19 protein-coding genes and 1 riboswitch are annotated in these 23650 nt (G+C 72.2%); of the genes, 13 read left to right on the top strand and 6 right to left on the bottom strand.

All coding sequences use genetic code 11. The features are described from left to right. Nucleotides 1-190: 190 nt before the first annotated feature. The 9 genes from mptB to G569_RS0136370 all read left to right on the top strand — a co-directional run bounded on the left by mptB (nt 191) and on the right by G569_RS0136370 (nt 11430). Entirely contained in the window at nt 191-1483 is a 1293-nt protein-coding gene (mptB, locus tag G569_RS0136410; RefSeq protein WP_211233187.1) for a polyprenol phosphomannose-dependent alpha 1,6 mannosyltransferase MptB, read from the top strand. Between the two features lie 62 nt (nt 1484-1545). Beyond that, the gene (locus G569_RS0136405) at nt 1546-2268 is read left to right on the top strand and encodes a glycosyltransferase family 2 protein (RefSeq protein ID WP_064750539.1); all 723 of its coding nucleotides are present in this window, start codon (nt 1546-1548) and stop codon (nt 2266-2268) included. After that, nucleotides 2265-4334: a glycosyltransferase family 39 protein gene (locus tag G569_RS0136400; RefSeq protein ID WP_028067050.1), complete on the top strand. Its 2070-nt coding sequence runs from the start codon at nt 2265-2267 to the stop codon at nt 4332-4334. Before G569_RS0136405 ends, G569_RS0136400 begins: the two co-directional genes overlap by 4 nt. Further along, the gene (locus G569_RS0136395; RefSeq protein WP_028067049.1) at nt 4225-4914 is read left to right on the top strand and encodes a response regulator transcription factor; all 690 of its coding nucleotides are present in this window, start codon (nt 4225-4227) and stop codon (nt 4912-4914) included. Before G569_RS0136400 ends, G569_RS0136395 begins: the two co-directional genes overlap by 110 nt. Nucleotides 4915-4988: 74 nt before the next feature. Beyond that, nucleotides 4989-6326 (top strand): sensor histidine kinase, encoded by a 1338-nt coding sequence (locus G569_RS59785; RefSeq protein ID WP_157592556.1) that lies wholly within the window; start codon nt 4989-4991, stop codon nt 6324-6326. Then, nucleotides 6319-7473, top strand: a complete 1155-nt coding sequence (locus G569_RS0136385; RefSeq protein WP_028067048.1) for a cytochrome P450 — start codon at nt 6319-6321, stop codon at nt 7471-7473. The genes G569_RS59785 and G569_RS0136385 overlap by 8 nt, the downstream gene beginning before the upstream one ends. A gap of 12 nt (nt 7474-7485) precedes the next feature. Beyond that, nucleotides 7486-8394, top strand: a complete 909-nt coding sequence (locus G569_RS0136380) for an alpha-glutamyl/putrescinyl thymine pyrophosphorylase clade 3 protein (protein WP_037501751.1) — start codon at nt 7486-7488, stop codon at nt 8392-8394. A gap of 4 nt (nt 8395-8398) precedes the next feature. Next, on the top strand, nt 8399-9865 hold the full coding sequence (locus G569_RS0136375) for a hypothetical protein (protein ID WP_028067046.1): 1467 nt from the start codon (nt 8399-8401) through the stop codon (nt 9863-9865). Continuing rightward, nucleotides 9862-11430, top strand: coding sequence for a glycosyltransferase family 39 protein (locus G569_RS0136370; RefSeq protein ID WP_157592555.1), 1569 nt, complete (start codon nt 9862-9864; stop codon nt 11428-11430). Before G569_RS0136375 ends, G569_RS0136370 begins: the two co-directional genes overlap by 4 nt. Here G569_RS0136370 and G569_RS0136365 read toward each other — a convergent pair. Further along, nucleotides 11375-12889, bottom strand: a complete 1515-nt coding sequence (locus tag G569_RS0136365; RefSeq protein ID WP_028067044.1) for a sensor histidine kinase — start codon at nt 12887-12889, stop codon at nt 11375-11377. The two genes, G569_RS0136370 and G569_RS0136365, sit on opposite strands and share 56 nt — an antisense overlap. Beyond that, complete coding sequence (locus tag G569_RS0136360; RefSeq protein WP_028067043.1) at nt 12886-13584, bottom strand: response regulator transcription factor; 699 nt, start codon at nt 13582-13584, stop codon at nt 12886-12888. The genes G569_RS0136365 and G569_RS0136360 overlap by 4 nt, the downstream gene beginning before the upstream one ends. A 90-nt stretch (nt 13585-13674) precedes the next feature. On the opposite strand from G569_RS0136360, the gene G569_RS54625 reads away from it, so the two are divergent. Beyond that, nucleotides 13675-15192 carry an NAD(P)/FAD-dependent oxidoreductase gene (locus G569_RS54625; RefSeq protein ID WP_053227655.1) on the top strand — a complete coding sequence of 506 codons (1518 nt, stop codon included), beginning with the start codon at nt 13675-13677 and terminating at the stop codon, nt 15190-15192. A 168-nt stretch (nt 15193-15360) separates the two neighbouring features. After that, nucleotides 15361-16695 carry a DUF2252 domain-containing protein gene (locus G569_RS0136350; RefSeq protein ID WP_053227529.1) on the top strand — a complete coding sequence of 445 codons (1335 nt, stop codon included), beginning with the start codon at nt 15361-15363 and terminating at the stop codon, nt 16693-16695. On the opposite strand, the gene G569_RS59780 is transcribed toward G569_RS0136350, so the two are convergent. Genes G569_RS59780 through G569_RS0136335 form a run of 3 tightly spaced genes read right to left on the bottom strand, consistent with a single transcriptional unit; the run spans nt 16692 to nt 20466 of the window. Then, nucleotides 16692-18728 carry a PQQ-dependent sugar dehydrogenase gene (locus tag G569_RS59780; protein ID WP_053227528.1) on the bottom strand — a complete coding sequence of 679 codons (2037 nt, stop codon included), beginning with the start codon at nt 18726-18728 and terminating at the stop codon, nt 16692-16694. The two genes, G569_RS0136350 and G569_RS59780, sit on opposite strands and share 4 nt — an antisense overlap. Continuing rightward, entirely contained in the window at nt 18725-20086 is a 1362-nt protein-coding gene (locus G569_RS54615; protein WP_053227527.1) for a PQQ-dependent sugar dehydrogenase, read from the bottom strand. The genes G569_RS59780 and G569_RS54615 overlap by 4 nt, the downstream gene beginning before the upstream one ends. Nucleotides 20087-20139: 53 nt before the next feature. Further along, nucleotides 20140-20466 carry a rhodanese-like domain-containing protein gene (locus G569_RS0136335; RefSeq protein ID WP_028067389.1) on the bottom strand — a complete coding sequence of 109 codons (327 nt, stop codon included), beginning with the start codon at nt 20464-20466 and terminating at the stop codon, nt 20140-20142. 25 nt (nt 20467-20491) lie between these two features. Here G569_RS0136335 and G569_RS0136330 point away from each other — a divergent pair, with 25 nt between their 5' ends. After that, nucleotides 20492-21754 carry a D-arabinono-1,4-lactone oxidase gene (locus tag G569_RS0136330; protein ID WP_053227526.1) on the top strand — a complete coding sequence of 421 codons (1263 nt, stop codon included), beginning with the start codon at nt 20492-20494 and terminating at the stop codon, nt 21752-21754. After that, a complete protein-coding gene (locus tag G569_RS54610) occupies nt 21751-22200 on the top strand; it encodes a cupin domain-containing protein (protein WP_053227525.1) in 450 nt (149 codons plus the stop codon). Before G569_RS0136330 ends, G569_RS54610 begins: the two co-directional genes overlap by 4 nt. On the opposite strand, the gene G569_RS0136320 is transcribed toward G569_RS54610, so the two are convergent. Next, nucleotides 22197-23378 carry an amino acid deaminase/aldolase gene (locus tag G569_RS0136320; protein ID WP_245602662.1) on the bottom strand — a complete coding sequence of 394 codons (1182 nt, stop codon included), beginning with the start codon at nt 23376-23378 and terminating at the stop codon, nt 22197-22199. The genes G569_RS54610 and G569_RS0136320 overlap by 4 nt on opposite strands. 53 nt (nt 23379-23431) lie before the next feature. Further along, a riboswitch (cyclic di-AMP (ydaO/yuaA leader) is annotated at nt 23432-23601 on the top strand. The last annotated feature ends 49 nt before the right edge of the window (nt 23602-23650 follow it).

Below are 23650 nucleotides of genomic sequence, written 5' to 3'. Positions count from 1 at the left end.
GCGCAAGGCGATCCTCAAGACCTCCCAACCCAATCCCAACAGGCCGCGAGGTGGAATGGATGGCACGCAGCCGACGGTTTCCCTCCTGACCCCGCCGTCGTCTGACGACCCCGGCCGCGGCGCCTCCGCAACATCAATCGGAGGCGCCGCGGCCGCCCTCTCCCTGGCGGGAGTGGTGGCGGGCGCGACCGTGACCGCGCTCGCCGCAGCCGAGCGGCCTTCGTTCCTGTCCCCTCCAACACTGCACGGGGACGAAGGTTGGCTCGGCGGACCGCTCGCGGGGCGCTGGCCGGGGCTGACGACCAGCGTGGGATCGCTGCGCTGGGACATCACGCTGGTGCTGCTCGGGCTGACCGCGTGCTGGCTGCTCGCGGTCGCGACCGCGCCGCGGGTCGGGCTGGCGCCCGTCCTCGCCACGGTCGTGGCGGCCGTCGCCGTGCTCACGCTCGCACCGCCGTTCTCGCTCACGGACACGTTCAACTACCTGCACTACGGGCGGATGGTGCCGCTGTACGGGCTCGATCCGTACACGTCGTTGCCGATCCAGGCGCGCGGCGATCCCGCCTATCCCTACTCCACCTGGCACCACCTGCCGAGCCCGTACGGACCGCTGTTCACGCTCGCGACCGAGGGCTTGGCGGCGTTCTCGCTGCCGGTCGCGTACTGGGTGCTGAAGGCGAGCGTGGGGGTCGCAGCGATCGCCGTCGCGGTGCTCGTGGCGCTGCTCGCGCGGCGCCTCGGACGCGATCCCGCCCGGGCCGTCGCCTTCGTCGCGTTGAACCCGCTGGTCTTGATCTACGGCGTCGGCGGCGTGCACAACGACGTGTTCTTCATGGCGCTCCTGCTGGGTGGGGCGCTGCTCGCCATCAGTCGCCGCGAGGTGCTCGGCGGGAGCTTCTGGGCGGCCGCGGCCGCCGTGAAACTGAGCGCCGGGCTGGCGATCCCGGTCCTCGTGGCGGGGTCACCCCGCCGCGGGCGGGCGGCCGCGGGCGTGGCGGTCGGCGGCGCCGCCGCGCTCGCGGTCGTCTGGCTCGGGTTCCACGGGCACCTGCCGAACGACTCGACGCAGGCGCGGCTCGTCGCCGGGCTGTCATTGCCGAACCTCGCCGGGCTGGCCCTCGGGCACGGCGGGTTGGACGCGCAGCTACGCGGCCAGCTCGAGGTCGCGGTGGTGCTGGTCACCGTGGGCTTCACCTGCTGGACGTGGCGGACGCGGCGCTGGGAGGTCGCGGCGGCGTGGGTGCTGGCGGCGCTCGTCGTCTCGCTCGGGTGGGCGATGCCGTGGTACGTGCTGTGGGTGCTGCCGTTCGCGGCGTTGGCGCTGCCGGGTGCGCCGCGTGCGGCGGCGATCGCCCTGACCGTGTTCCTGCTGGCGGTGTGGGCGCCGGCGACCGCGCCGCTCCTGCACCGGCTCGGCGCCCACCCGACCCACACCGCGACCGGTCGCGAGAACAACCGCTTCATGCAGCGGCTGCTCCGTTGAACCAACGAGATCGCAACGGGATGGCTAGGCCGCTCCAACCGCTTCTGGCGCAGCTTGGGGACATGACCGCAGTTGCCTCCCCCTCCACCGCCGCCGTGCTCGAAGGCGTGTCGATCGTCCTCCCCTGCCACAACGAGGAGGCCAACGTCGCCGCCTCGGTGCGGATGGCGTGCCGGGCGGGGAGAATGAACGCGCTCGCCTACGAGGTGATCGTGGTCGACGACGGCTCGCGCGACGGCACCAACGCCGTGGCGACGCGGCTCGCCGCCGGCGACCCGCACGTCCACGTCGTCGCCCACCCGCGCAACCGCGGCTACGGCGCCGCGCTGCGGACGGGGATCGCCGCCGCGACGCAGCCGTGGGTCCTGCTCACCGACGCCGACCTGCAGTTCGACCTGGTCGATCTCGCCGGCTTCGTCCCGCTGGCGGCCGACCACGACCTGATCGCCGGCTACCGCCGCGTGCGCAACGACCCGCGCCGGCGCCGCGCCGCCGCCGCCGTCTGGAACCGGATGGTCGACCTGACGCTCGGCCTGCGGGTGCGTGACGTCGACTGCGCGTTCAAGCTCGTGCGCCGTTCGGTGCTGGAGTCGTTCGAGCTGACGAGCAGCGGCGCCGTGATCTCGGCCGAGCTGCTGGCCCGTTCGCGGATGGCCGGCGCGCGGATCTGCGAGCGCGACGTCCGCCACCTGCCCCGCAACGCCGGCCGCCAGAGCGGGCTGCGGCCACGCGTCGTGTTCCGGGCGTCCGCGGAGCTGTTGCGCCTCCGGCGCGCGCTCGCGTGAACGGCCGGCGTGTCGCCGCCGCCGTCCCGCTCGCGACGGGGCGCGCGGCGGCGACGAGCGCCGCGGTGCTCGTCTGCACCGCCGCGCTGGCGCTGCGGTTGAGCGGACTCGGGGGCGTCGCGCCCGACCCCTTCTACGACGCCGCCGTGCGCTCGATGGGAACCTCGTGGCACGACTTCCTCTTCGGCGCGCTCGAACCGGGCGGGAGCGTGGCGATCGACAAGCCCGCGGTCGCGTTGTGGCCGCAGGTGATCGCGACGAAGCTGCTCGGGTTCTCGACCGTGTCGCTGCTGCTGCCCGCGGCGCTCGCGGGCCTGGCGGGGGTCGCGTTGGTGCAGCGCCTCGGCAGCGCCTTGTGGGGACGGTACGCGGGCTGGGCCGCCGCGGCCGCCGTGGCGGTCGCGCCGCTGGCGGTGCTGACCGACCGCAGCGACACGATGGACGCCTTGGCGGTCGCCTTCGCGCTGCTGGCCGCGGTGGCGCTCGTGGCGGCGACGCGCGCGGAGGAACGCGACGCGGCGACCGGCCGCTGGCTGCTCGCGGGCGCGGGCGCCGCGGTCGGCGCCGCGTTCGCGGTCAAGCTCTTCCAGGCGCTGATCCCGGTCCCGGCGCTCGTCGTCCTCTACTTCGCGGCGAGCCCGCTGGCCGTCGGTGAACGCCTCTCGCGCCTGGTGCTGTGGGCAGCGGTCGCGCTCGCGGTCGGCCTCTCGTGGTTCGTCGTCGTGAGCACGGCCCCGGGCCGCGAACAACCGTGGGCCTACGGCTCCCACGACGGCACGGCGATCAGCGCCGCGTTCGCGTACGACGGCCTCGCCCGCCTGGCGGGCCCGGTGAAGGGTGGGACGGCGCGGAGCGGCGCGGGTGGGACGGCGCGGAGTGGCGCGGGTGGGACGGCGTGGAGTGGCGCGGGTGGGGCGGCGCGGAGCGGGACGGCGCGGAGTGGCGCGGCTGGGGCGGCGCGGAGTGGCGCGGGTGGGGCGACGCGGCGCGGCGCGGCGCGGAGTGGCGCGGGTCGGGCGACGCGGAGGGGGACGGCGCGGAGTGGCGCGGCTGGGGCGGCGCGGAGTGGCGCGGGTGGGACGGCGCGGAGTGGGGCAGCGCGGACTGGCGCGGCGCGGAGTGGCGCGGCGCGGAGTGGCGCGGGTCGGGCGCGCGCGGTTGCGGGCAGCGATCTCGGGGCGGTGGCTCCTGCCGAGGCCGGGCCCGGGCGGCTCCTCTCGACGAAGGCGGACCTGCGGGGGTTGCTCGGCGTCGAGCTCCTGCCCGCCGTCGTCATCGGGGCGTTCGCGGTGGCGCTCGGGTGGCGGGCGGACCGGCGCGCCAGGGCGGGTGCGTTGTTCGTCGCGGCGTGGCTCGCCACCGGGGTGGCGGTGCTGTCGTTCATGCCTGACCTGAAGGTCCGGTACGTGGACGTGCTCGCTCCGCCCGTGGCGCTCGCGCTCGGCGCCGGCATCGTCTCCCTGACCCAGCGCAAGGCCGTCGGCGCGCTGCTGCTGGCGGCGTTGCTGGCCCCACCCGCTGTGCAGGCCGTGCGGGTGGTGCGCCTGGACGCGTCGGACTCCGGGCATCTCGGCTCGTTGACGCCCACCGAAGCCACCCACCTGTCCGCCTTCTTGAAGCGCCATCAGCGCACGCGGTACGAGCTCGCGTCGGCGACCGCGGCCAAGGCCGCCCCGCTCATCGAGCGCGACGACCGGCCCATCCTCATGCTCGGCACGCAGCTCGGGAAGCCCCTGACGCCGCTCAGGACGCTGCGCAAGGACGTGCGAAACGACGAGGTCGGCTACGTGCTGGTCGCCGGGCCGTGCGGGCCGCACACCTGGCGCAGCGGCTGCGGGCAGGCCGCCCGCTGGGCCGTGAAACACGGAAAAGACGTCAGTCGCCAAGCGCAACAGAAGCCCGGGACATTGTTCGCGCTCATCCCCGCCTCAGCGCGCGCCGGTACCCACAAGACCAATGCAAGAAGGCTCGCTCTCGATCCTCATCGTCGACGACGAGTCGACGCTGCGCGAAACGCTCACCCGCTCGTTTCAGCGGGAAGGACACGCCACGTTCGCGGTCGCTGACGGCAGGACCGCGATCGACCGGGCGACGACGGACCGCTTCGACGTGGTCCTGCTCGACGCGGCGCTCGGCCCCGGGCCGGACGGCTACGAGGTCTGCCGCACGCTGCGCAACCGGCACAACACGGTCCCGATCATCATGCTCACCGCGCTCGACTCCGAGGCGGACACCGTGCTCGGCCTGGAGGCGGGCGCGGACGACTACGTCGGCAAGCCGGTCGGGCTGGCGGAGCTGCGGAGCCGCATCCGCGCCGTCCTGAGACGGGCGGGCCCGCGAGCGAACGACGTGCTCCAGTCCGGCCCGCTCTCACTGGACCGCGGCGCCCGCGAGCTCAAGCGCAACGGCGAGCCGGTCAGCCTGACGTTCAGCGAGTTCGAGGTGATCGCCGCGCTGATGGCCGCGCCGGGACGCCTGCTGAACCGGCAGGAGCTGATGCGGGCGATCTGGGGGGACAGCGCGTTCCGCGACCCGCGGGGGATCGACGTGCACGTCCGCCACCTGCGCGAGAAGCTCGAGCACGCGCCCGAGAAGCCCGAGCTGATCCTGACCGTGCGAGGAGCGGGATACCGACTCGCCGCGTGAGGATGCGACGCACGACTCGCGCTGCGCGCTCGCGTGCTCCGGCGGGAGCTCGCCTGGCGGCTCGCTCCCGCGCCGTGCTGCCACGGGGCGGCGTGGGGCTGCGCGCCCGGCTCGTGCTCGCGCTCTTCGCGACCGCGGCGACGACGCTGGCCGTCGCCGCGCTCGCGCTCCTCCCGCCGCTGGAGGCCCGGCTCAGAGACGACGCCGCCCGCTCGCTGATCCTCCGCGCGGAAGCGGCGAGACCCGGCTTCGAGCGCCTCCCGCCCCACACCAACCCGGCGCGGCTGATGCGCGCGCTGGCACGAGCGACCGGCGCCCAGATCGTCCTCGTCGACGCCAACGGCGTCCGGGCGGAGACCGACCCCGACGTCCGCGGCAGCCTCGCCGACGCCCACAAAGCGCTCACCACCCGCCGCGACGTGCGCGACATCCACCACGGCGTCGCCCAGGCCGCGATCCCGCTGCGCTTCGACGACAAGCCCGCCGCGCTCACCCTGCGCCGCCACCTCGGCGACGTCGGCCGCACCTACTCGGTCGTCGCCGACGCCTTCGCGGGCGCCGCGCTCGCCGGCCTCGCGCTCGCGCTCATCGCCGGCTTCGCGCTCTCCGGGCGCATGCTGCGCAGGCTCCGGGGCCTGAGCGACGCGATGCTCGCCGCCGACCCGGTCCTCGCGCCCGCCGAGGTCGACACCGCCCGCGACGAGCTGGGCGAGCTGGCGAGAGCGTTCGCCGGCCTGCAGCAGCGACTCGCGCAGCAGGAGGACGCGCGACGGATGTTCGTCGCCACCGCCTCGCACGAGCTCCGGACACCGCTGACCAGCCTCCAGAACCTGCTCGAGCTGACCGTCGACGAGACCGATCCCGAGCGCATCAAGGCGGACGTCAGACAAGCGCTCATGCAGGCGCAACGGCTGAGCGGCCTGAGCAAGGGCCTGCTCGACCTCTCGCGGCTGGACGCCGGCGCCCCCTTGCGCAGCGAGCCGATCGAGCTCGGCGAGCTCTCCCGGGCCGTGGCCGCCGAGTTCGCGCAACCCCGGTGGATCGAGCCCGACGACGAGTGCTGGGCGCAGGGCGATCCCGAGGGCGTCGCCCGCATCGTGCGCCTGCTGATCGACAACGCGGTCCGCTACGCGCCCGACGCGCCCGTCGAGGTGCGCGCCGAGCAGGTCAACGGCCACGTCCAGGTGCGCGTCCTCGACGGCGGCGACGGCATCCCGCAGCAGGAGCGCGCCGCGATCTTCGAGCGCTTCCAGCGCGGCGAGCACACGACCGCCCCGGGCTTCGGGCTCGGGCTGGCGATCGGCGCCGAGCTCGCGCGCCGGATGAACGGCGAGCTGAAGCTGCAGGAGGAGGAACCGGGGCCCGGCGAACCGACAGGCGCCCGTTTCGTGCTCATACTGCCGCATGCGTGACGGTCTGCCGCCCGGTCCGAAGGAGCCCGCCGCGCTGCAGACCGTCGAGTGGATCATCCGGCCCACCGCGCTGCTGCGCCGCGCCCAAGCGCGCTACGGCGAGCCGTTCACGCTCAACACGGTCTGGATGGACGCGCCGCTCGTCCTGACCTCCGACCCGCAGGAGATCAAGCGCATCTACGCCGCGCCGCCGGACGTCCTCCAGGCCGGCGACAGCTCGAGCATCATGGAGCCGTTCGTCGGCCCCAACAGCGTGCTGATCCTGCACGGCGAGGAGCACCTCAAGCAGCGCCGGCTGATGCTCCCGCCGTTCCACGGGGAGCAGCTCAGGAAGTGGGCCGCGACCGTCTCCGAGATCACCCACGCGGAGCTCGACACGTGGCCGGCCGGAACCACCGTGAAGACGCTCCCGCGGATGCAGGCGATCACGCTCGAGGTGATCCAGCGGGTGATCTTCGGCAGCCGCGACCATGCACTCAAAGACGCGCTCCGAACCGCCCTCGACATGACCGGCTCGATGCCGAACCTGATCGCGATGGCGCTGCTCGGGCCGCACAAGCGGTTCACCCGAGCCGTCGCCCGGATCGACGAGCTCGTCTACGCGCGGATCGACGACGCCACCGACGGCGACTCGATCCTCACGACGCTCAAGGCCGCGGGCGCGACCCGCCAAGAGCTGCGCGACCAACTCGTCACGCTGCTCGCCGCCGGCCACGAGACGACCGCGACCGCGCTCGCGTGGGCGTGTGAGCGCCTCGCCCGCGAGCAACCGCCGCTCGACACCGACCAGGACATCGACGCCTTCGTCAAGCACGTCCTGACCACGCGCCCTGTCCTGAGCATCACCGCCCGCAAGACGCTCCAGCCCTACAGCCTGCAGGGCCACACGATCCCGAAGGACGTCTACGTCGCCGCGTGCATCTACCTCGCCCACCGTCGCCCGGACGCGCCCTACATCCCGTTCGGCGGCGGAACGAGAAGATGCCTCGGCGCCGCGTTCGCAACGCTCGAGATGCGGGAAGTCATCAGAGCGATCAACCAGCGCTTCACGCTCGCCCCCGACCGCCCGGAGGGGGAGCGGATGCGGCGTCGAAGCGTCGTGTTAGCACCATCGCGAGAAGGCTCGATCATTCCCACAACCCGCTAGCGTGATCTGTTGATGCCAGGCATGTTCTGCCGTCATAACCGGCTGAGTTCGAAGTGCCCGATCTGCGCCCGCGAGCTCCGCGAGGCGACCCCGGTGCGCCACGTCACCGTGCGCAAGCCGGGTGCGACGTCGACGCCGAAGTCGCGAGCGAAGACCACGAAGGGGTCCTCGTCGAACTCGCGCGGCTCCGGCCGGCTCGTCACGCGCCAGCTGGCGCGCGCGACCGACGACGGCTACCGCAACCCGCTCGCCCCCGGCCTGAAGGCGACGGCCGATGCCGAGCGGCTGGCGATCGCGGTCACGCAGGCGCACGAGCGGCTGGACCCGCCCGGCCCGTTCACCGCGATCGACGAGACGCCCGACGTCGAGCACGCGACGTGGCTGGCGTTCCTCTTCGCGCTCGCGCCCGAGCTCTACGACCTGATCGACCAGACCCGGCCCGCGTGGGAGGACGCCGGCGACCTCGACGCGCTCCCCGAGGCCAAGGCCAAGACCGCCGCCGCGTACCGCGCCTGGGTGGAGCGCCAGGGCCCGACGCAGGAAGAGGCGTTCACCGGCGAGGAGATCTGGACGCCGGAGCGCCGCTTCGCGCGTGTCTTCGAGCGGCTCGCGCTGCCGGGCTTCACCCGCGCGATGCGCTACGACCTGCTGACCGCGCTCGGCGCCGCCGACATCTACCCGCTGGAGGCCGACGCGCTGCACTTCGCCGACGACGACGCCACGACCGACGCCGCCAAGCGCCTGCTCGTGTCCGGCGATCGGATGCTGCTCGAGCGGCGCGCCCGGGACCTCGCCGAGGCGTCCCAGCTGCCGATCAGCGCCTTCGACCGCGGCCTCGCCGTGTGGGGCCAGCCGACCGTCCAGATCGACCTGACCGCCGAGCCCCATCCCGGGATCGCCGCCGCCCTCGGCCTGAGGTGACCGCTTGGCGTTCGCGCCCCTGACCGCATTGGCCCCGGGCGCGTCGCGCATGCTCGACCGGTTCGCGCCGCCGCCCGAGACCGCCGACACGGCATCGGCTCCCGCCCAGCCGTGGAAGCTGCTGCTGCTCGGCTGCGTCGCGCTGGCCGCGCTCTCGCTCCTGCTCCCGAGCGTCCCGACCTACGACCCGTGGGCGTGGATCATCTGGGGGCGCGAGGTCGCGCACCTGGACCTCGTGACGAGCACTGGGCCGAGTTGGAAGCCGCTCCCGGTGATCTTCACGACCCCGTTCAGCCTCGCGGGCGACGACGGCGCGCCGCTGCTGTGGCTGGTCGTGGCGCGGACGGGCGGCATCCTCGCGTTCGCGATGGCGTTCCGGCTCGGCAAGCGTCTCGCCGGACCGGTCGCCGGGCTGATCGCGGCGGGCGCGCTGATCCTCGCCGACGAGTTCATCCGCAACTTCTTCCGCGGCAACTCCGAGGGCATCCTCGTCGCGCTCTGCCTGTGGGCGATCGAGCGCCACCTCGACGGCCGCCGCCGCGACGCGTTCCTGCTCGGGCTCGGCGCCGCGCTGCTGCGACCCGAGGTGTGGCCGTTCATCGCGCTGTACGGGCTCTACCTGATCGCCGCCGACTGGCACCGCGAGAACAAGCTCCCGGTCAAGACGACGGCGCTGGTGCTCGGCGGCGGCTTCGCGCTGATCGTGCTCTGGTTCGTGCCGGAGTACTTCGGCTCGGGGGACTTCTTCCGCGCCGCCGCGCGCGCCCGTCAGCCCAACCCGGACTCGGCCGCGTTCGCGGCGCACCCGTTCATCGAGGTCTTCAACCGATCGGCGTCGGTGCTGAGCCCGCCGGTCTACGTGGGCGGCGTGATCGCCGTCGCCGCCGCGCTGTGGGCGTTCATCAAGCGCCGCGAGGACGGGCTGCAGTTGGCGATGGCCCTGATTGGCACCGTGCTGATGATCGCGGTGGCGGCGATGACCCAGGCGGGCTTCGCCGGCAACCTGCGCTACATCGCGCTGCCCGCCGCGCTCGTGTGCGTGCTCGCGGGCGCCGGGTGGGTGTGGCTGGTGAAGTCCACCAACGCCCGCTTCGGCATGATCCCCGCCGCGCTGCTCGCGCTGGCGATCGCCGGCGCCTCCGCGCCGTTCGTGCTCGAGGACATCCACGAGCTCGACGAGGCCGGCATGCGCATCCAGGCCGAGGCCGACCTGTATGGCACCGTCCCGGACGCGATCAAGGCCGGCGGCGGCGAGGCCAAGCTGAAGTCCTGCGGAACGGTGTACACGGGGGCCTTCCAGACGCAGGCCGTCGCGTGGTACATGCATCTGCACGAGATGGACTCCGAGATCTTCGCCTTCCCGCCCGGCTCGACCATCGCCCCCAGCTACTCCGCCCTGTCCCGCGACCCGCGCTTCCCGGAGATCGCCCGGACGCGCAAGTGGGTCATCGGCTCTTCCTGCGCCCGATGAGCACGATCGCGTCACGACCGTCCTGGAGCGTCAAGGCGCGCGCCATCACCGGTGCGCGCGTCGCCGTGCCCGCCGGGATCGGCGCGCTGGTGGCGATCTCGCTGCTGCTGCGCACGAGCGAGCTCGGAATCGGCTTCTGGATCGACGAGGGGCTGAGCGTCGGGATCGCCGACCGCCCGCTGTCGGACATCCCGTTCGCGCTGCGCGAGGACGGCTCGCCGCCGCTGTATTACATGCTGCTGCACTTCTGGCTGGACGTCGCGGGTCGCAGCGAGTCCGGCGTGCGCGGCCTGTCGCTGCTGTTCGCGCTGCTGGCGATCCCCGCCGGGTTCTGGGCGGGCCGGCTGATCTGGGGGACGCTGCGGGCCGGGTGGTTCTCGGCGGTGCTGATGGCCTTCAACCCGTTCCTGGCGCAGTACGCCCAAGAGGCGCGGATGTACTCGCTCGTGACGCTGCTGGCGATCCCGGCGACCACCTGCTTCATCAAGGCCTACGCGCTGGAGACCGAGAACCGGCGACCATGGATCGCGGGCTTCGCGGTCTCGGTGGCGGTCGCGCTCTACACGCACAACTGGCCGATCTTCTTCACGATGAGCGCCGCGGTCGCCTGGGTGATGCTCTGGGCGCTGGCGGACAAGCCGCGTCGCCGCCAGCTCTTCCGCGACGCGCTGCTCGGCTTCGGCGGCCTGCTCGTCCTCTACCTGCCGTGGATCCCCACGACGCTCTACCAGGCCGCCCACACCGGCGCGCCCTGGGCGGACGCGCCCGCGTTCGACTCGCTGCTCGGCGTCCCTGGGGTGCTGCTCGGGCGGATGCCGCAGATCGTGCTGCTGATCTGCGCCGGGGCTGGGCTCCTGACGCTGCTCAGGCGACCTTTGAGCGAGCGCGGGAAGGCCGCGCTGTGCCTGGCGATCATCGCCGTGCTGACGCCCACGATCGCCTGGCTGCTCTCGCAGAGCTCACCGGCGTGGGCGAACCGCTACCTGGCCGTCGCGCTGCCGCCGTTCGTCCTGCTCGCCGCCGGCGGGCTCGCCTCCGCGCGGCGGCTCGGCGTCGTCGGCCTCGCGCTGGTCGTGATCATGTGGGCGCAGGACAAGGCGCCGGTCGAGAAGTCCAACGTGCGCGCGATCGCCCACAACATCGCGCCGAGCCTGCAGCCCGGCGACCTCGTCATCTCCACGCAGCCGGAGACGATCCCGGTCCTGCACTACTACCTGCCTGACGGGTTGAAGTACGCGACGCTGACCGGCGCGCAGACCGAGCTGGGCGTCTGGGACTGGCGCGACGGCGTCGAGCGCCTGGACAGGACGACGCCCGAGAAGGACCTGAAGCCGGTGATCGACGCGCTCCCGGTCGGCGCGCGGGTCGTGCTGGTCGAGCCGATCACGTGGACGCTCAACCGCTGGCGGGCGCCGTGGACGAAGCTGATCCGGATCCGGTCGAAGGAGTGGTCGCAGTTCCTCTCCAACTACCCGGGGCTCGAGATCGCCTCGATTCAGCCGTCAGCGTTCACGCCGCCGCGGCCGAATCCGGTGCAGGCGACGGTGCTGGTGAAGACGCGCTAGCCGGCAGCGTGAGCACGAAGCAGGCGCCGCGCTCGTAGGAGTCGGAGAGCTCGAGCGTGCCGTTCATGCGCTCGGCCAGCTCGCGCCCGATCGCGAGCCCGAGCCCGAACCCGGTCTCGGTGCTGGTCGCCTTGCCGCGGTGGAAGCGCTCGAAGACGTGCTCGCGCTCCTCGACCGGCACCCCCGGGCCGCGGTCGGAGACCCGCACCGACACGCGGGAGCCCGCGTACGTCGCGGTGATCGAGATCGGCTTCCCGCGCGGCGCGTAGCGCAGCGCGTTGTCGATCAGGATGCGCACCACCCGCACGCAGGCGGCCGGGTCGGCGTGCGCCCAGCACGGTCCGGGCGAGTCGACGAGCAGGTCGACGCCGCGGTCGGCGGCGCGCAGCGAGAACTCGGCGGCGACGGCGCGGGCGATCTCGCCGAGCTCGACCGGCTCGTTGCGCAGCTGGATGGCGGCGTCGAGGCGGGAGAGGTCCAGCAGCTCGCTCGCCAGCACCGAGAGCCGCCGCAGCTCGCCGCGGGCGCTGGCGACCTGCTCCTGGGCGTCGGTGAGGTCGCCGCCCTCCTGCAGGTCCTCGTCGAGCAGCTCCATCGTGCCCTGCAGCGTCGTCAGCGGCGTGCGCAGCTCGTGCGAGGCCGTGGCGACGAACGACCGTCGCGCCGCCTCCTGGCGCCTGAGCTCCTCCTGCATGCGGGCGAGGGCGCGGGCGAGGTCGCCGACCTCGTCGCGGCCGCGGTCGACCGGGGCGGGCGCCTCAGGGCCGTCCTGGGTGATCCGCAGCGCGGCGCGCTGGAGGCGCCCAAGCCTGCGGGTCAGCGTGCTGGAAAGGCCGAGCGCGAGCCCGATCGCGACCACGAGCCCGATCGCCGCCGCGGTCAGCAGCGCGTTGCGCACCAAGCGGACCGTGGTGGACACCTCGGTCAGGTTGCGCTGCGCGACGACCACGCCGTCGACCTCGTTGCCCTTGAAGAGCGGCATCGCGAACGTCAGCTCGTCGTCGACGATCTGCCGTTCCTCGACGCCCTCGACGGACGCTCGGATCGCGAGCCGGAGGGCGTTGCCGGACGCGATCGACTGGAAGTCCGTGTCGTACAGGAAGGCCGGAGCGTTCTCGCCGGACGGGTCGGTGAACGTGAGGTCGGTGACCATGACGCGCGCGCCGTTGGTCCGGTCGCGCAGGTCGCGGGCGACGTCACCCAGCGCGGCGGCCCGGCGGCTCTGCCGGCCGACTTCGTTCTCGTCCTTCTTCGGCTTGGCCGTCTTCTCGAGCGCGTTGGCGAAGTCGTACCGGGTCTCCTGGGTCGCCTGCTGCAACGCGGTCTGGCTCTCGTCCCGGAGCCGCGACTGGAGCGGGCCCAGGGTGATCGCGGCGGCGACCGCGAGCGTGATCGCACTCGTGGCCACGAGGGAGAGCAGCAGCCTCCCGCGCAGGCCTCGGAGTGCGGTTCGGATCATGCCTCCCGGAAGCGGTAGCCCTGGCCGGGGACGGTCAGGATCAGGCTCGGCTCCTCCGGGACGGGCTCGAGCTTCTCGCGCAGGTGGCGGATGTGGACGTCGATCGCACGCGGGTCGCGGTAGGCGGAGTCGCCCCAGATCGCGCGCAGCAGCTCCTGGCGGTTGAACGCGTAACCGGGGCGCGACATCAGGCAGCCGAGCAGCTCGAACTCGCTGAAGGTCAGTCGCACGGGCTCGCCTTCCATCGTCACGCGGCGCAGGTCGCGGTCGAGCGTGACCGGGCCGACCCGCAGGTTGCCCTCGACGACGCGGCCCTGGGCGCGGCGCAGGACGGCACGGATGCGGCTGCGCAGCTCGGCGAGGCCGAAGGGCTTGGTGACGTAGTCGTCGGCCCCCGCCTCGAGGCCTTGGACCGCGTCGGCCTCGGAATCGAGGGCGGTCAGCATGATGATCGGCACGACGTCGCGACGGCTGCGGAGCTCGCGGGCGACGTCGTACCCCGTGGGTCCGGCACCGAGCGCGACGTCGAGCAGCACCACGTCGAAGGACCGCTGTTGGGCGGTGGCGAGAGCGGACTCGCCGTCGGGCACGGCCGTGACTCGGTGGCCCTCGCGCTCGAAGGAACGCGTCAGCATCTCCCGCAAGGGACGGTCGTCATCGACCAGGAGGATGTCCAGCGCACTGCTTGCCTGCACGGGCGGAGAGGTTAGAGCCTGGGCTTAAGGGGTGTTAGCGGGCTTTAGCAACGCGCGGGAAAGACCCGGCGAGTGGGCAAGGTGATGGCCATGTCCACCGTTGACTACACGCCGACCGACGCCCCGCGTCGGTTCCGGCCTGAGAAGCCGGTCGCTGTCCTTGGCGGCGGCCCCGCCGGCCTCACGGCTGGATACCTCCTCGCGAAGGAGGGGCGCCCCGTCATCGTGTTCGAGGCGGAGGATCAGGTCGGCGGCATCGCCAAGACCGAGGTTCGTGACGGCTACCGGTTCGATCTCGGCGGCCATCGCTTCTTCACCAAGTCCAAGGAGGTCGACGACCTCTGGCACGAAGTGATGAAGGAGGAGTTCCTCAAGCGTCCCCGGATGTCGCGCATCTACTGGCGCGGCAAGTTCCTCGACTATCCGCTGAACGGGCAGGACGTCATCAAGAAGCTCGGCCCGGTCGAGCTCACGCGCTGTCTTCTCTCCTACCTCTGGGCCGCGATCACGCCCAATGGTCGTGAGGACAACCTCGAGCAGTGGGTATCGAACCGGTTCGGCAAGCGGCTCTACCAGCACTTCTTCATGTCCTACACCGAGAAGGTGTGGGGCGTGCCGGCCTCCGAGGTGCGGGCCGAGTGGGCCGCGCAGCGGATCAAGGGCCTCTCGTTCTTCTCCGCCGCCAAGGCCGCGTTCTTCGGCAACAAGGGCAACAAGATCAAGTCGCTGATCAACGAGTTCCACTACCCGCGCTTCGGCCCGGGGCAGATGTGGGAGACGATGGCCGACGAGATCATCGCCCACGGCGGCGAGGTGCGGCTCAACTGCCCGGTCACCAAGCTCGAGGTCCGCGACGGCAAGATCGTCGCGATCGAGGCCGGCGGCGAGCGCATCGAGCCGTCCGAGGTCATCTCCTCGCTTCCGCTGCGGGCGACGGTCGGCCTCTCCGGCGCGGCCGCGACCGGCACCGTGCAGGCCGCCGCGCAGGGCCTGCGCTACCGCGACTTCCTCACGATCGCGCTCGTGATCGACGGTGAGGACCTGTTCCCGGACAACTGGATCTACATCCACGAGCCCGGTGTCGAGGTCGGCCGCATCCAGAACTTCCGCTCGTGGTCGCCGTGGATGGTCCCGGACCAGTCCAAGGCCTCGATCGGCATGGAGTACTTCTGCTTCAAGGGCGACGAGCTGTGGGAGTCCTCGGACGAGGACCTCGTCGAGCTCGGCAAGCGCGAGATCGAGAAGCTGGGCCTCGCTTCGGCCTCCAAGGTCGAGCGCGGGTTCGTCACGCGCGTCCCGAAGGCCTACCCGATGTACGACGCCGACTACTCCGACCGCGTCGCGGTCATCCGCGAGTGGCTCGAGGGCATCGCCAACATCCAGCAGGTCGGCCGCAACGGTCTGCACCGTTACAACAACTCGGACCACTCGATGCTCACCGCCATGCGCGCGGTCGAGAACATCATCGCCGGTACGAAGCATGACCTCTGGGCCGTGAACGCCGAATCGGCCTACCACGAGGAGCATCAGGAGCCGGAACAGCCCTACAAGCGGGTTCCGGCGACCGCCTACGAGCGCGAGCCCCTGGCGGAGGAAGCAGCCGCCTAGACACATGTCCGATTGGCCCGTTCCGGGTGCGATGCCATCCTGATCCTCACGCTTACGGAGGGCGTTCGGACAGGATTTCATCCTCACGGAGGGGGCGCGGAAGGATTCGCAGAGTACGGCCACGACATCGTCGTGGCCGTTTCTCGTTAACCGCGATGATTCGCGGCGATGAGCGCCATTTCCGATCTCGCCGCATCCGACTCAGACCGCCAGCAGCACATCGTCTCCGTCCTCGTCGACGCCTTCGAGGACCTGATCGAGCGCGACCCGCGCGCCTTCCGCGGGAAGTTCCGCAAGATGGCCGCGGACCCGTTCGCCTTCTACCGCGGCAGCGCGCCGCTGTTCTACTCCGACGTCGACCGGCTCGAGGACCCGTGGGTCGACTCGTCGACGTCGCGGGTCTGGATCCAGGGGGACCTGCACGCGGAGAACTACGGCACGTACATGGATTCGGCCGGCGTCCTCGTGTTCGACGTCAACGACTTCGACGAGGCGTACCTCGGCCACTACACGTGGGACCTGCAGCGGATGGCGGCGTCGCTGGCGCTGCTCGGGTTCCGCAAGGCGCTCTCGGATGCCTCGATCGCGTCGCTGATCGAGACCTACGCGCGGGCGTACGTGAAGACGGTGCGGCTGTTTGCGACCTCCGAGGTCGATCGCGACTTCCGGCTGACCCTGGAGAACACGAGCGGGCCTCTGCACGCCGTTCTGGAGGATGCGCGGATGCAGACGAGGCTCTCGATCCTCGAGATGACCACGCACATCGAGGGCGGCGACCGGCGGCTGTCGGTGGTACCCGGCGTGCGGGTGCTCGACGACGCCGAGAAGGACGCCGTCCGCGGCGCCTACGCCTCCTATCTGGAGTCGATTCCCGAGGCCAAGCGCCAGCAGTCGATCTCGTACGAGGTCAAGGACATCGTGGGGCGGTCGGGCTTCGGCATCGGCTCGGCGGGGCTGCGCGCGTACAACCTGCTCGTCGAGGGGCGGACGCAGGCGCTCGAGAACGACGTCGTGTTGTCGATGAAGCAGGCGCAGACGCCCGCGGTCTCGCGGATCGTCCATGACGAGAAGATCAGCGCCTACTTCGAGCACCAGGGTCACCGCACCGCTGTGTCCCAGGGCGCGCTGCAGGCCCACTCCGACCCGTGGGTCGGATGGTGCGAGCTCGACGGCGTCGGCCAGGTGATCAAGGAGCTCTCGCCCTACGAGGCGGACTTGGACTGGGACGCCGTGTCCGAGATGGACGACATGGTGCCGCTGGTGAACGACCTCGGGCGGGCGACGGCCAAGGTCCACTGCGTCTCGGATGCGGGGAACGAGCACCCGCTGGTGGACGTGCAGGTCGAGGAGAAGATCACCGCGGTGATCGGCGGCCGCGAGGACGAGTTCGTGTCGTCCCTGGCGGAGTGGGGCGCCGACTACGGCCGGCTGACCCGCGAGGACCACCGCCGCTTCGTCGACGCGTTCCGGAACGGGATGATCCGCGGGGTCGAGTCGGACTAGCGGGTCTTCACCGTCTGGCGCAGGCGACGGAGATTGCCGGCGGCGTCGCGCGTCTCGATCGTGAGTTGGATCGAGCGCGCGCGGTTCGTCGTGCGGCGCAGCTTGACGACGATCCGCAGGTGGGGCTCGAGGTTCGCCTTCACGGTGCGGAACCCGCGTGCGCTGATGGTCGCGCGGCAGTCCTCGTCGGTGCGCAGGGCGACCGAGAGATAGCCGCGGCGGGCGAGTGAGCGGAGGCCGGTGACGCGGCTGGAGATCGTGCACGGCCGCAGGTCCGCGGCGGGGAAGAGGTTGGGCGGGGCCGAGAACGGCGCGGGGGTGACGTCCGGCGTGGCGGTGGCGGTCGGCGTCGCCGTGGCGGTCGCCGAAGCGGTGGCGGTCGGCGTCGCCGTGGTAGTGGGCGTGGCGGTGGGGTCGGCCGTTGCCGTCGCCGTCGCCGTCGCCGTCGCGGTCGCGGTCGGCGTGGCGGTGGGGTCGGCCGTCGGCGTCGCGGTGGCTGTGGCCGTCGCGGTGGGCGTGGCGGTGGGGTCGGCCGTCGGCGTCGCGGTTGCCGTCGCGGTGGCTGTGGCCGTCGCGGTGGGCGTGGCCGTCGGGTCGGCCGTCGGCGTCGCGGTTGCCGTCGCGGTGGGCGTGGCCGTCGGCGTCGCCGTCGCGGTGGCGGTCGCCGTGGCTGTCGCCGTCGCCGTCGCCGTGGCGGTGGCGGTCGGCGTCGGGGTGGGCGTCACGACCTCGCAGGGCGTCGCCGTGCCGTCCTGGAGGCGTGAGACGGTGCCGCCGAGGGAGACGACGAGGACGCGGCCGCAGGCGTCCTCGCCGATGCCCGCCAGCTGCGGCACGTTGAGGCCGACGGCGGCGTCGGAGGTCGGTGCGGCGAGGTTCACCGACCGCAGCGCCTGGTTGCAGTTGTCGCCGTAGACGTAGCGGCCGTTGAGGGTCGGCAGGCCGGGATCGCGCACGACGACGCCGCCGACGATCGCGCAGAAGCCGTCCGGCGAGTGGCTCTTCTCGACGACCGGGTCGGTCAGGGTGGCGGTGGCGCAGCCGGGGTCGGAGCGGTAGGCGTGGGCGCCCTCTCGGCACGGCCAGCCGTAGTTGGCGGCGACGCCGACGTCGATCTCCTCCCAGGCGCCCTGCCCGACGTCGGCGATCACGATCGTCCCGTCGGGCGCGAACGTGAACCGGAACGGATTGCGCAGGCCGCGGCTCAGCTGCTCGACGCTGGTCGACGGCGCCGCCGGGTCGAGCCGGAGGAGCTTCCCGAGCCGCGACCCGTCGTCCTGTGAGTGCCCGTACTGGTTGTTCGCGCCGCCGCCGTCGCCGGTCGCGAGCCACACCTTCCCGTCCGGCCCGACCTGCACCGTGCCGCCGTTGTGATTGGCCGCGTCGGTGTGCGGGATGCCGATCAGCAGCCGGCCGGAGCCGGGATCCGCGAGGTTCGGATCGCCCGCCGAGCGCGTGTACTCCCAGACCTGGATCTCCCCGAGCGGCGCCTTCGCGGTCAGGTAGACGTAGAACTTGCCGGACGTCGCATAGTCGGCCGCGAACGCGATCGACAACAGCCCGCGCTCGCTCTCGCTCGACTGGACGATCGACCGCAGATCGAGGAACGGCGCCGCCTGCACGCGCCCGTCGACGATCAGCCGCACGAGCCCGCCCTTCTCGGTGACGAAGACCCGCGTCGGCTCGCCCGCGGGCGCCGCCGCGTAGGTCGGCGTGGAGAAGGACCCGAGGGAGACGAGGCTCGGCGCGGCGTGGGCGGGCGCGGCGAGGGCGAGCGCGAAGAGGGCCGCGAGGAGGAGCGCGGCGGCGGGCCGCGTGGCGGCGGGCGGCGAGGCCGCGGGCCGCGTGGCGGCGGGCGGCGGGGCCGCGGGCCGCGTGGCGGCGGGCCGCGTGGCGGCGGGCCGCGTGGCGGCGGGCCGCGAGGCCGCGGGCCGCGTGGCGGCGGGCCGCGAGGCCGCGGGCCGCGTGGCGGCGGGCCGCGTGGCGGCGGGCCGCGAGGCCGCGGGCCGCGAGGCGGTGGGCGGGCGCGTCATCGGCGCACCTTCACCGTCGGCGACAACCGGGCGACGTTGCCGGCGGCGTCTGTGGCGCGGACGGTCACCGCCACGCGCACGGAGGTGTGGTGGCGGAGCGCGCGTCGCAGTGCCCGGGCGCCACGGGTGGTCAGCCGCACGCGCACCACGGTGCGCTTGCCGCGCTCCAGTCCGACGCGGGCGCCGCGGAACGACGCCACGCCGCGCACGCGGGCGCTCACGACCGCGGTGCACGCCTCGTCCGTCCGCAGCGCGACCGTCAGCCGACGTGTGCGGCGCAGGCTGCGCATCCCCGTCACGCGGGCGGACAATACGCAGGCGCGGGTGTCGGGGGGAGGCGCCGTCGGTCCAGGTGCGCTCGACTGACATGCCGACAACGCGCCGTCGACCAGCCGGTACACCGGCCCGGCCAGCGACACCACGAGGATCCGCCCGCACGTGTCCTCGCCGAATGAGCTCAACGAGTTCACCGACAGGCCCACGGCGGCATCGGACGCCGGCGCGGCCAGGTCGACGGAGCGCAGCGCCGCGTTGCAGAAGTCGCCGTACAGGTAGCGGCCCGCCAGCGTCGGCAGCCCTGGGTCGCGCACGACGTAGCCGCCGGTGATCGAGCAGAACCCGTCGTCGGCGTGTGACTTGGTCAGCACCGGCAGCGTCGCGCCCGACATGCACGAGGCGGGCGACGACGGCCCGCGGGCGGTGCCCTCGAAGCACGGCCAGCCGTAGTTCGCGGCGACGCCGACGTCGATCTCCTCCCACGCGTCCTGGCCGACGTCACCGACCACGAGCTGCCCCGAAGCGCGATCGAACGAGAAGCGCCACGGGTTGCGTAGCCCGCGCGCGACGATCTCAGGCGCCGGCGACGCCGGATCGAGCCGGATCAGCTTCCCCAGCAGCGACGCAGGGTCCTGCGAGTGCCCGAACTGGTCGTTGCCGCCCCCGCCGTCGCCGGTCCCGAGCCACAACTTGCCGTCAGGCCCGAACTGCAGCTGGCCGCCGTTGTGGTTGGCGGCGTCGGCGTGCGGGATCGCCAGCAGGAGCCGCCCGCTCGACGCGTCCGCCACGTCCGGGTTCGCCGCCGAGCGCGTGTACTCCCAGATCTGGAGCGCGCCGTCGGGCCGCGCCGTCAGGTAGACGTAGAACTTTCCCGACGTCGCGTAGTCCGGCGCGAACGCGGCCGAGAGCAGCCCGCGCTCCTCGTCGGCGCTCAGCGTCATCGAAGAGACGTCGAGGAACGGTTGCGCCAGCACCGCGCCGTCGCGCACCAGCCGGATCCGCCCGGGCTTCTCGACCACGAACACCCGCGAGGCGTCGCCGGGTGCACCCGTCGCGTAGGTCGGACCGTCGAAGTCGCCCACCTTGACCAGCGATGGCGCTCCAGAGGCGGGCGCCGCGCAGAGCAAGACCGCGATCAGTGATCCGCTACATGCCCATCGTCGGGCTCGAGCGGCAATCCCTGCGCCTCCCACTCGATCAGGCCCCCGGTCATCGTGTACGCGTCATAGCCCGCACGGCGGAACGCGTTGGCGGCCATCGCCGAGCGTCCCCCCACGCGGCAGTAGAAGACCACGGGCGTGTCCGGATGGATCGTGCCCGCCTGCGCGGTCAGCTCGCCCATCGTCAGGAAGCGCGCACCCGGAATCCGGCCGGCCTCCCACTCGTAGGGCTCGCGGATGTCGATCAGCTGGATCGACCCCTCACGCTGCAGCTCCGCCACCCGCTCAGGCGCGACATCCATCGCCTTGACGGTACCGTGCGCAAGCGTGGAATGGGTCAATTGGTCCGGTTCGCAACGCGCCACTCCCCGGCGTTTCGCGCAGCCGAGGTCCCGCCACGAGCTGGCGGAGATCGTCGCCACGGCGCCCGGCCCGATCCGCGTCGCGGGCGCCGGCCACAGCTTCAGCGCGGGCGCCGTCACGGACGGGACGCTCGTTTCGCTCGACGCCCTCAACCGTGTCCTCGACGTCGACGGCACGCACGTCCGCGTCGAGAGCGGGATCCGCCTGAAAGCGCTGTCGCGCGAGCTGCACGTGCGCGGCCTCGCGATGCCGAACCTGGGCGACATCGACGTCCAGTCGCTCGCGGGCGCGCTCGCCACCGGTACCCACGGCACCGGCACCAGGCTGCCGAACCTCTCGGGCCAAGTGAAGAGCGTCGAGCTGATCGACGCCGACGGCCGCGAGCGGACGATCACCGACGGCGACGAGCTCAAAGCCGCGCGGGTGAGCCTCGGCGCGCTGGGGATCATCGCGGCGGTCACGGTTCGATGTGTGCCCGCGTTCCGCCTGCGTCACACCGACAAGCCGGAGCCGCTCGGGCCTGTCCTCGAGCACCTGCACGAGCGCGCCGACGCCCACGACCACTTCGAGTTCTGGACGTTCCCGCACGCGGACGTCGCGATCACGCGCACGCTGGACCGCACCGAGGACGCCCCCGCCACCCCGAACAAGGCGAGCGCCTACGTCTCGGACATCCTGCTGGAGAACCACGCGTTCCGGGCCGTCAACGAGGTCGCCAAGCGCTTCCCGCGCACGATCCCGAGCCTGAACCGCTTCGCCTCGAGGGTCGCCTCCCAGCGCGAGCGGGTCGACTGGTCCTACGCGATCTTCGCCTCCGACCGCCTGGTGCGCTTCGAGGAGATGGAGTACAGCGTCCCGCGCGAGCACGCCGTACCGGCGCTCAACGCCGCCCGGGATGCCCTCGAGCGCCACGACGTCAGCTTTCCGATCGAGCTGCGCTTCACCGCTGGGGACGACGCCCTGCTCTCACCCGCCCACGGCCGCGACAGCGCGTTCGTCGCCGTCCACGTCTTCCAAGGCATGCCGTACGAGCCGGCGTTCAGGGAGGTCGAGGCGGCGATGGCCGAGCTCGGCGGCCGCCCGCACTGGGGCAAGCGAAGCTTCCTGACGAGCCACGAGCTCGCCCCGCGCTACCCGCGCTGGGACGACTTCCAGCGCATCCGCGCCGCCTACGACCCGCAGGGTCGCTTCGCCAACGCCTGGATCCGCGACATCCTGGGTCCATGAAGACGTTCAACATCTTCAAGCCGACCTTCGAGTACGACGACGCCGATCCCGAGGGCTTTCGCGCGGGCATGGACCGGTTCGGGCCCCGGATCGGGGCGAGCCGGATCGGCGCCTCGATCTACGAGCTCCCGCCCGGCCAGGCGCTGTGCCCGTACCACTACGAGTCCGACGAGGAGTGGATCGTCGTGCTCGAAGGGAGCGTGAGCGTGCGCCACCCCGAAGGAACCGACGTGCTCGGGCCGGGGGACACGGCGGCGTTCGCCGTCGGACCGGACGGCGCGCATCAGGTCTTCAACGCGAGCGAGGACACCGTCCGGCTGATGATGCTCTCCACAAAGGACGAGGTCTGGTACTCGGTCTACCCCGACTCGAACAAGATCCAGTGGGGCAACGGCCGCGAGCGGAGCCTCGTGCGCCTCGGCGAGAACCTCGAGTACTACGACTAGAGGAAGGTCTTGCCCTCGCCGCGGTAGGTGGGAACCGTGTCCACCAGGCGCCCGCCCTGCAGCAGGTGCACGACGTCGAAGCGCTCGCACAGCTCGCCCGCCTTGGCGTGGCGGAACCAGACGCGGTCGCCGACCTTCAACGCCGCGGCGGCGCGACCGAGCAGCGGCGTCTGCACCTCGCCCGCGCCCTCGCGAGCGTCCAGCTTCAACCCGGCAGGCAGGACGGGGCGCGGGAGACGGTCGCGCCCCGGGGCACCGCTCGCGGGGTAGCCGCCGCCGAGCGCGGTCGCCAGCTTCGGCGACGGCTTGCGCACCACGGGCAGCGCGAACCAGGCCGCGGGCGCGGGCTTGAAGGAGCGATAGGTGTCGAAGAGCGTCGGGCCGAAGAGCCCCGAGCCGGCGGCGACCTCGGTCACGGCCGGCTCGGCCGCCGTGCGCTCGATCGACCCCGTGCCGCCGCCGTTGACGAACCGCAGCGGCGCGATCGCCCGCACCGCGGCGACGATCTCCGCCCGCCGGCGCGCGAGTTCGCGCGCTGACAACGCCTGCACGATCGGCAGCACGAGCTGCAGCAGCGGCTTCCCGGGCGGATGGTCCCCGACGCCGGCGATCTGCCCTTCGTAGGCCATCAGACCGTCCAGCAGTAGCCCGCGCGAGACGATTGCGCTTGCAAGATTTGTCACATGCTCGGAATCGTGCAGCGGTGAGCGCTTCGCCCCGATCGTCATAAGACCGATCCGCCAACCCGCGTCGATGTCGATGCAGACCCGGATCGGACCGTCCCCGCCGGCGGCCTCGATCGCGTCCAGATGCTCGATGCAGTCGACCATCAACGTGACCCGCTCACGGGCGTCGCTGTGAGCCAGCGCACGCAACGCTTTCCGGTCCACCGTCGGGTAGCCGACGACCAGATCGTCGGACCCGTTTTCCGCCAACCAGAGCGCTTCCGGGAGGGTGAAGCACAGCGTTCCGGCGAACCCGGCGGCCAACGCTCGATCTTGTAGAGCGCGCACACGCAGGGACTTCGAGGCGAGCCGCAACGGCACCCCGGAAGCCCGCCTGAGCAGGTCGGAAGCGTTGTGGTCAAAGGCATCCAGGTCGATCACGGCGAAGGGCGGATCGAGCTCGGAGGTGGCGATATCGAACGTGCTTTTGAAAGGTGTCTGGATTAAGTTCACCCGAATCGGGGAGGCTATCCGCTCCAGGATCAGCTACAGTCCCCGCCGGAACACGGGACATAACGCCGAGCCGCGACTGACCGAGGTCACGAGCGGGCGGGGGAACCAAGGTTTGGAGCAGGGGTCACTGCTCCGGGGGCGAATCGCCGCAATATGCGGTGTAGCGCGACGCTTTCCGCGCGAGCCCGACAGCTAACCCCGTAGGCGGTCGGAAAGAGGAGATCGTCTTGTCACGCTGTCGCACGCTCTGTGCGGGCTTGCTTTTGGCTGTA

This window comes from Solirubrobacter soli DSM 22325, from assembly GCF_000423665.1.
In the GTDB taxonomy this organism is placed as follows: Bacteria; Actinomycetota; Thermoleophilia; order Solirubrobacterales; family Solirubrobacteraceae; genus Solirubrobacter; species Solirubrobacter soli.
Note: the sequence above shows the minus strand (reverse complement) of the source record. Positions and strands in the feature narration are given on the sequence as shown.

Coding starts and splice junctions, on each gene's coding strand:
- G569_RS0136405 (WP_064750539.1), top strand. CDS start 1,546: ATGACCGCAGTTGCCTCCCCCTCCACCGCCGCCGTGCTCGAAGGCGTG.
- G569_RS0136395 (WP_028067049.1), top strand. CDS start 4,225: ATGCAAGAAGGCTCGCTCTCGATCCTCATCGTCGACGACGAGTCGACG.
- G569_RS0136385 (WP_028067048.1), top strand. CDS start 6,319: ATGCGTGACGGTCTGCCGCCCGGTCCGAAGGAGCCCGCCGCGCTGCAG.
- G569_RS0136380 (WP_037501751.1), top strand. CDS start 7,486: ATGCCAGGCATGTTCTGCCGTCATAACCGGCTGAGTTCGAAGTGCCCG.
- G569_RS0136370 (WP_157592555.1), top strand. CDS start 9,862: ATGAGCACGATCGCGTCACGACCGTCCTGGAGCGTCAAGGCGCGCGCC.
- G569_RS0136365 (WP_028067044.1), bottom strand. CDS start 12,889: ATGATCCGAACCGCACTCCGAGGCCTGCGCGGGAGGCTGCTGCTCTCC.
- G569_RS54625 (WP_053227655.1), top strand. CDS start 13,675: ATGTCCACCGTTGACTACACGCCGACCGACGCCCCGCGTCGGTTCCGG.
- G569_RS0136350 (WP_053227529.1), top strand. CDS start 15,361: ATGAGCGCCATTTCCGATCTCGCCGCATCCGACTCAGACCGCCAGCAG.
- G569_RS59780 (WP_053227528.1), bottom strand. CDS start 18,728: ATGACGCGCCCGCCCACCGCCTCGCGGCCCGCGGCCTCGCGGCCCGCC.
- G569_RS0136335 (WP_028067389.1), bottom strand. CDS start 20,466: ATGGATGTCGCGCCTGAGCGGGTGGCGGAGCTGCAGCGTGAGGGGTCG.
- G569_RS54610 (WP_053227525.1), top strand. CDS start 21,751: ATGAAGACGTTCAACATCTTCAAGCCGACCTTCGAGTACGACGACGCC.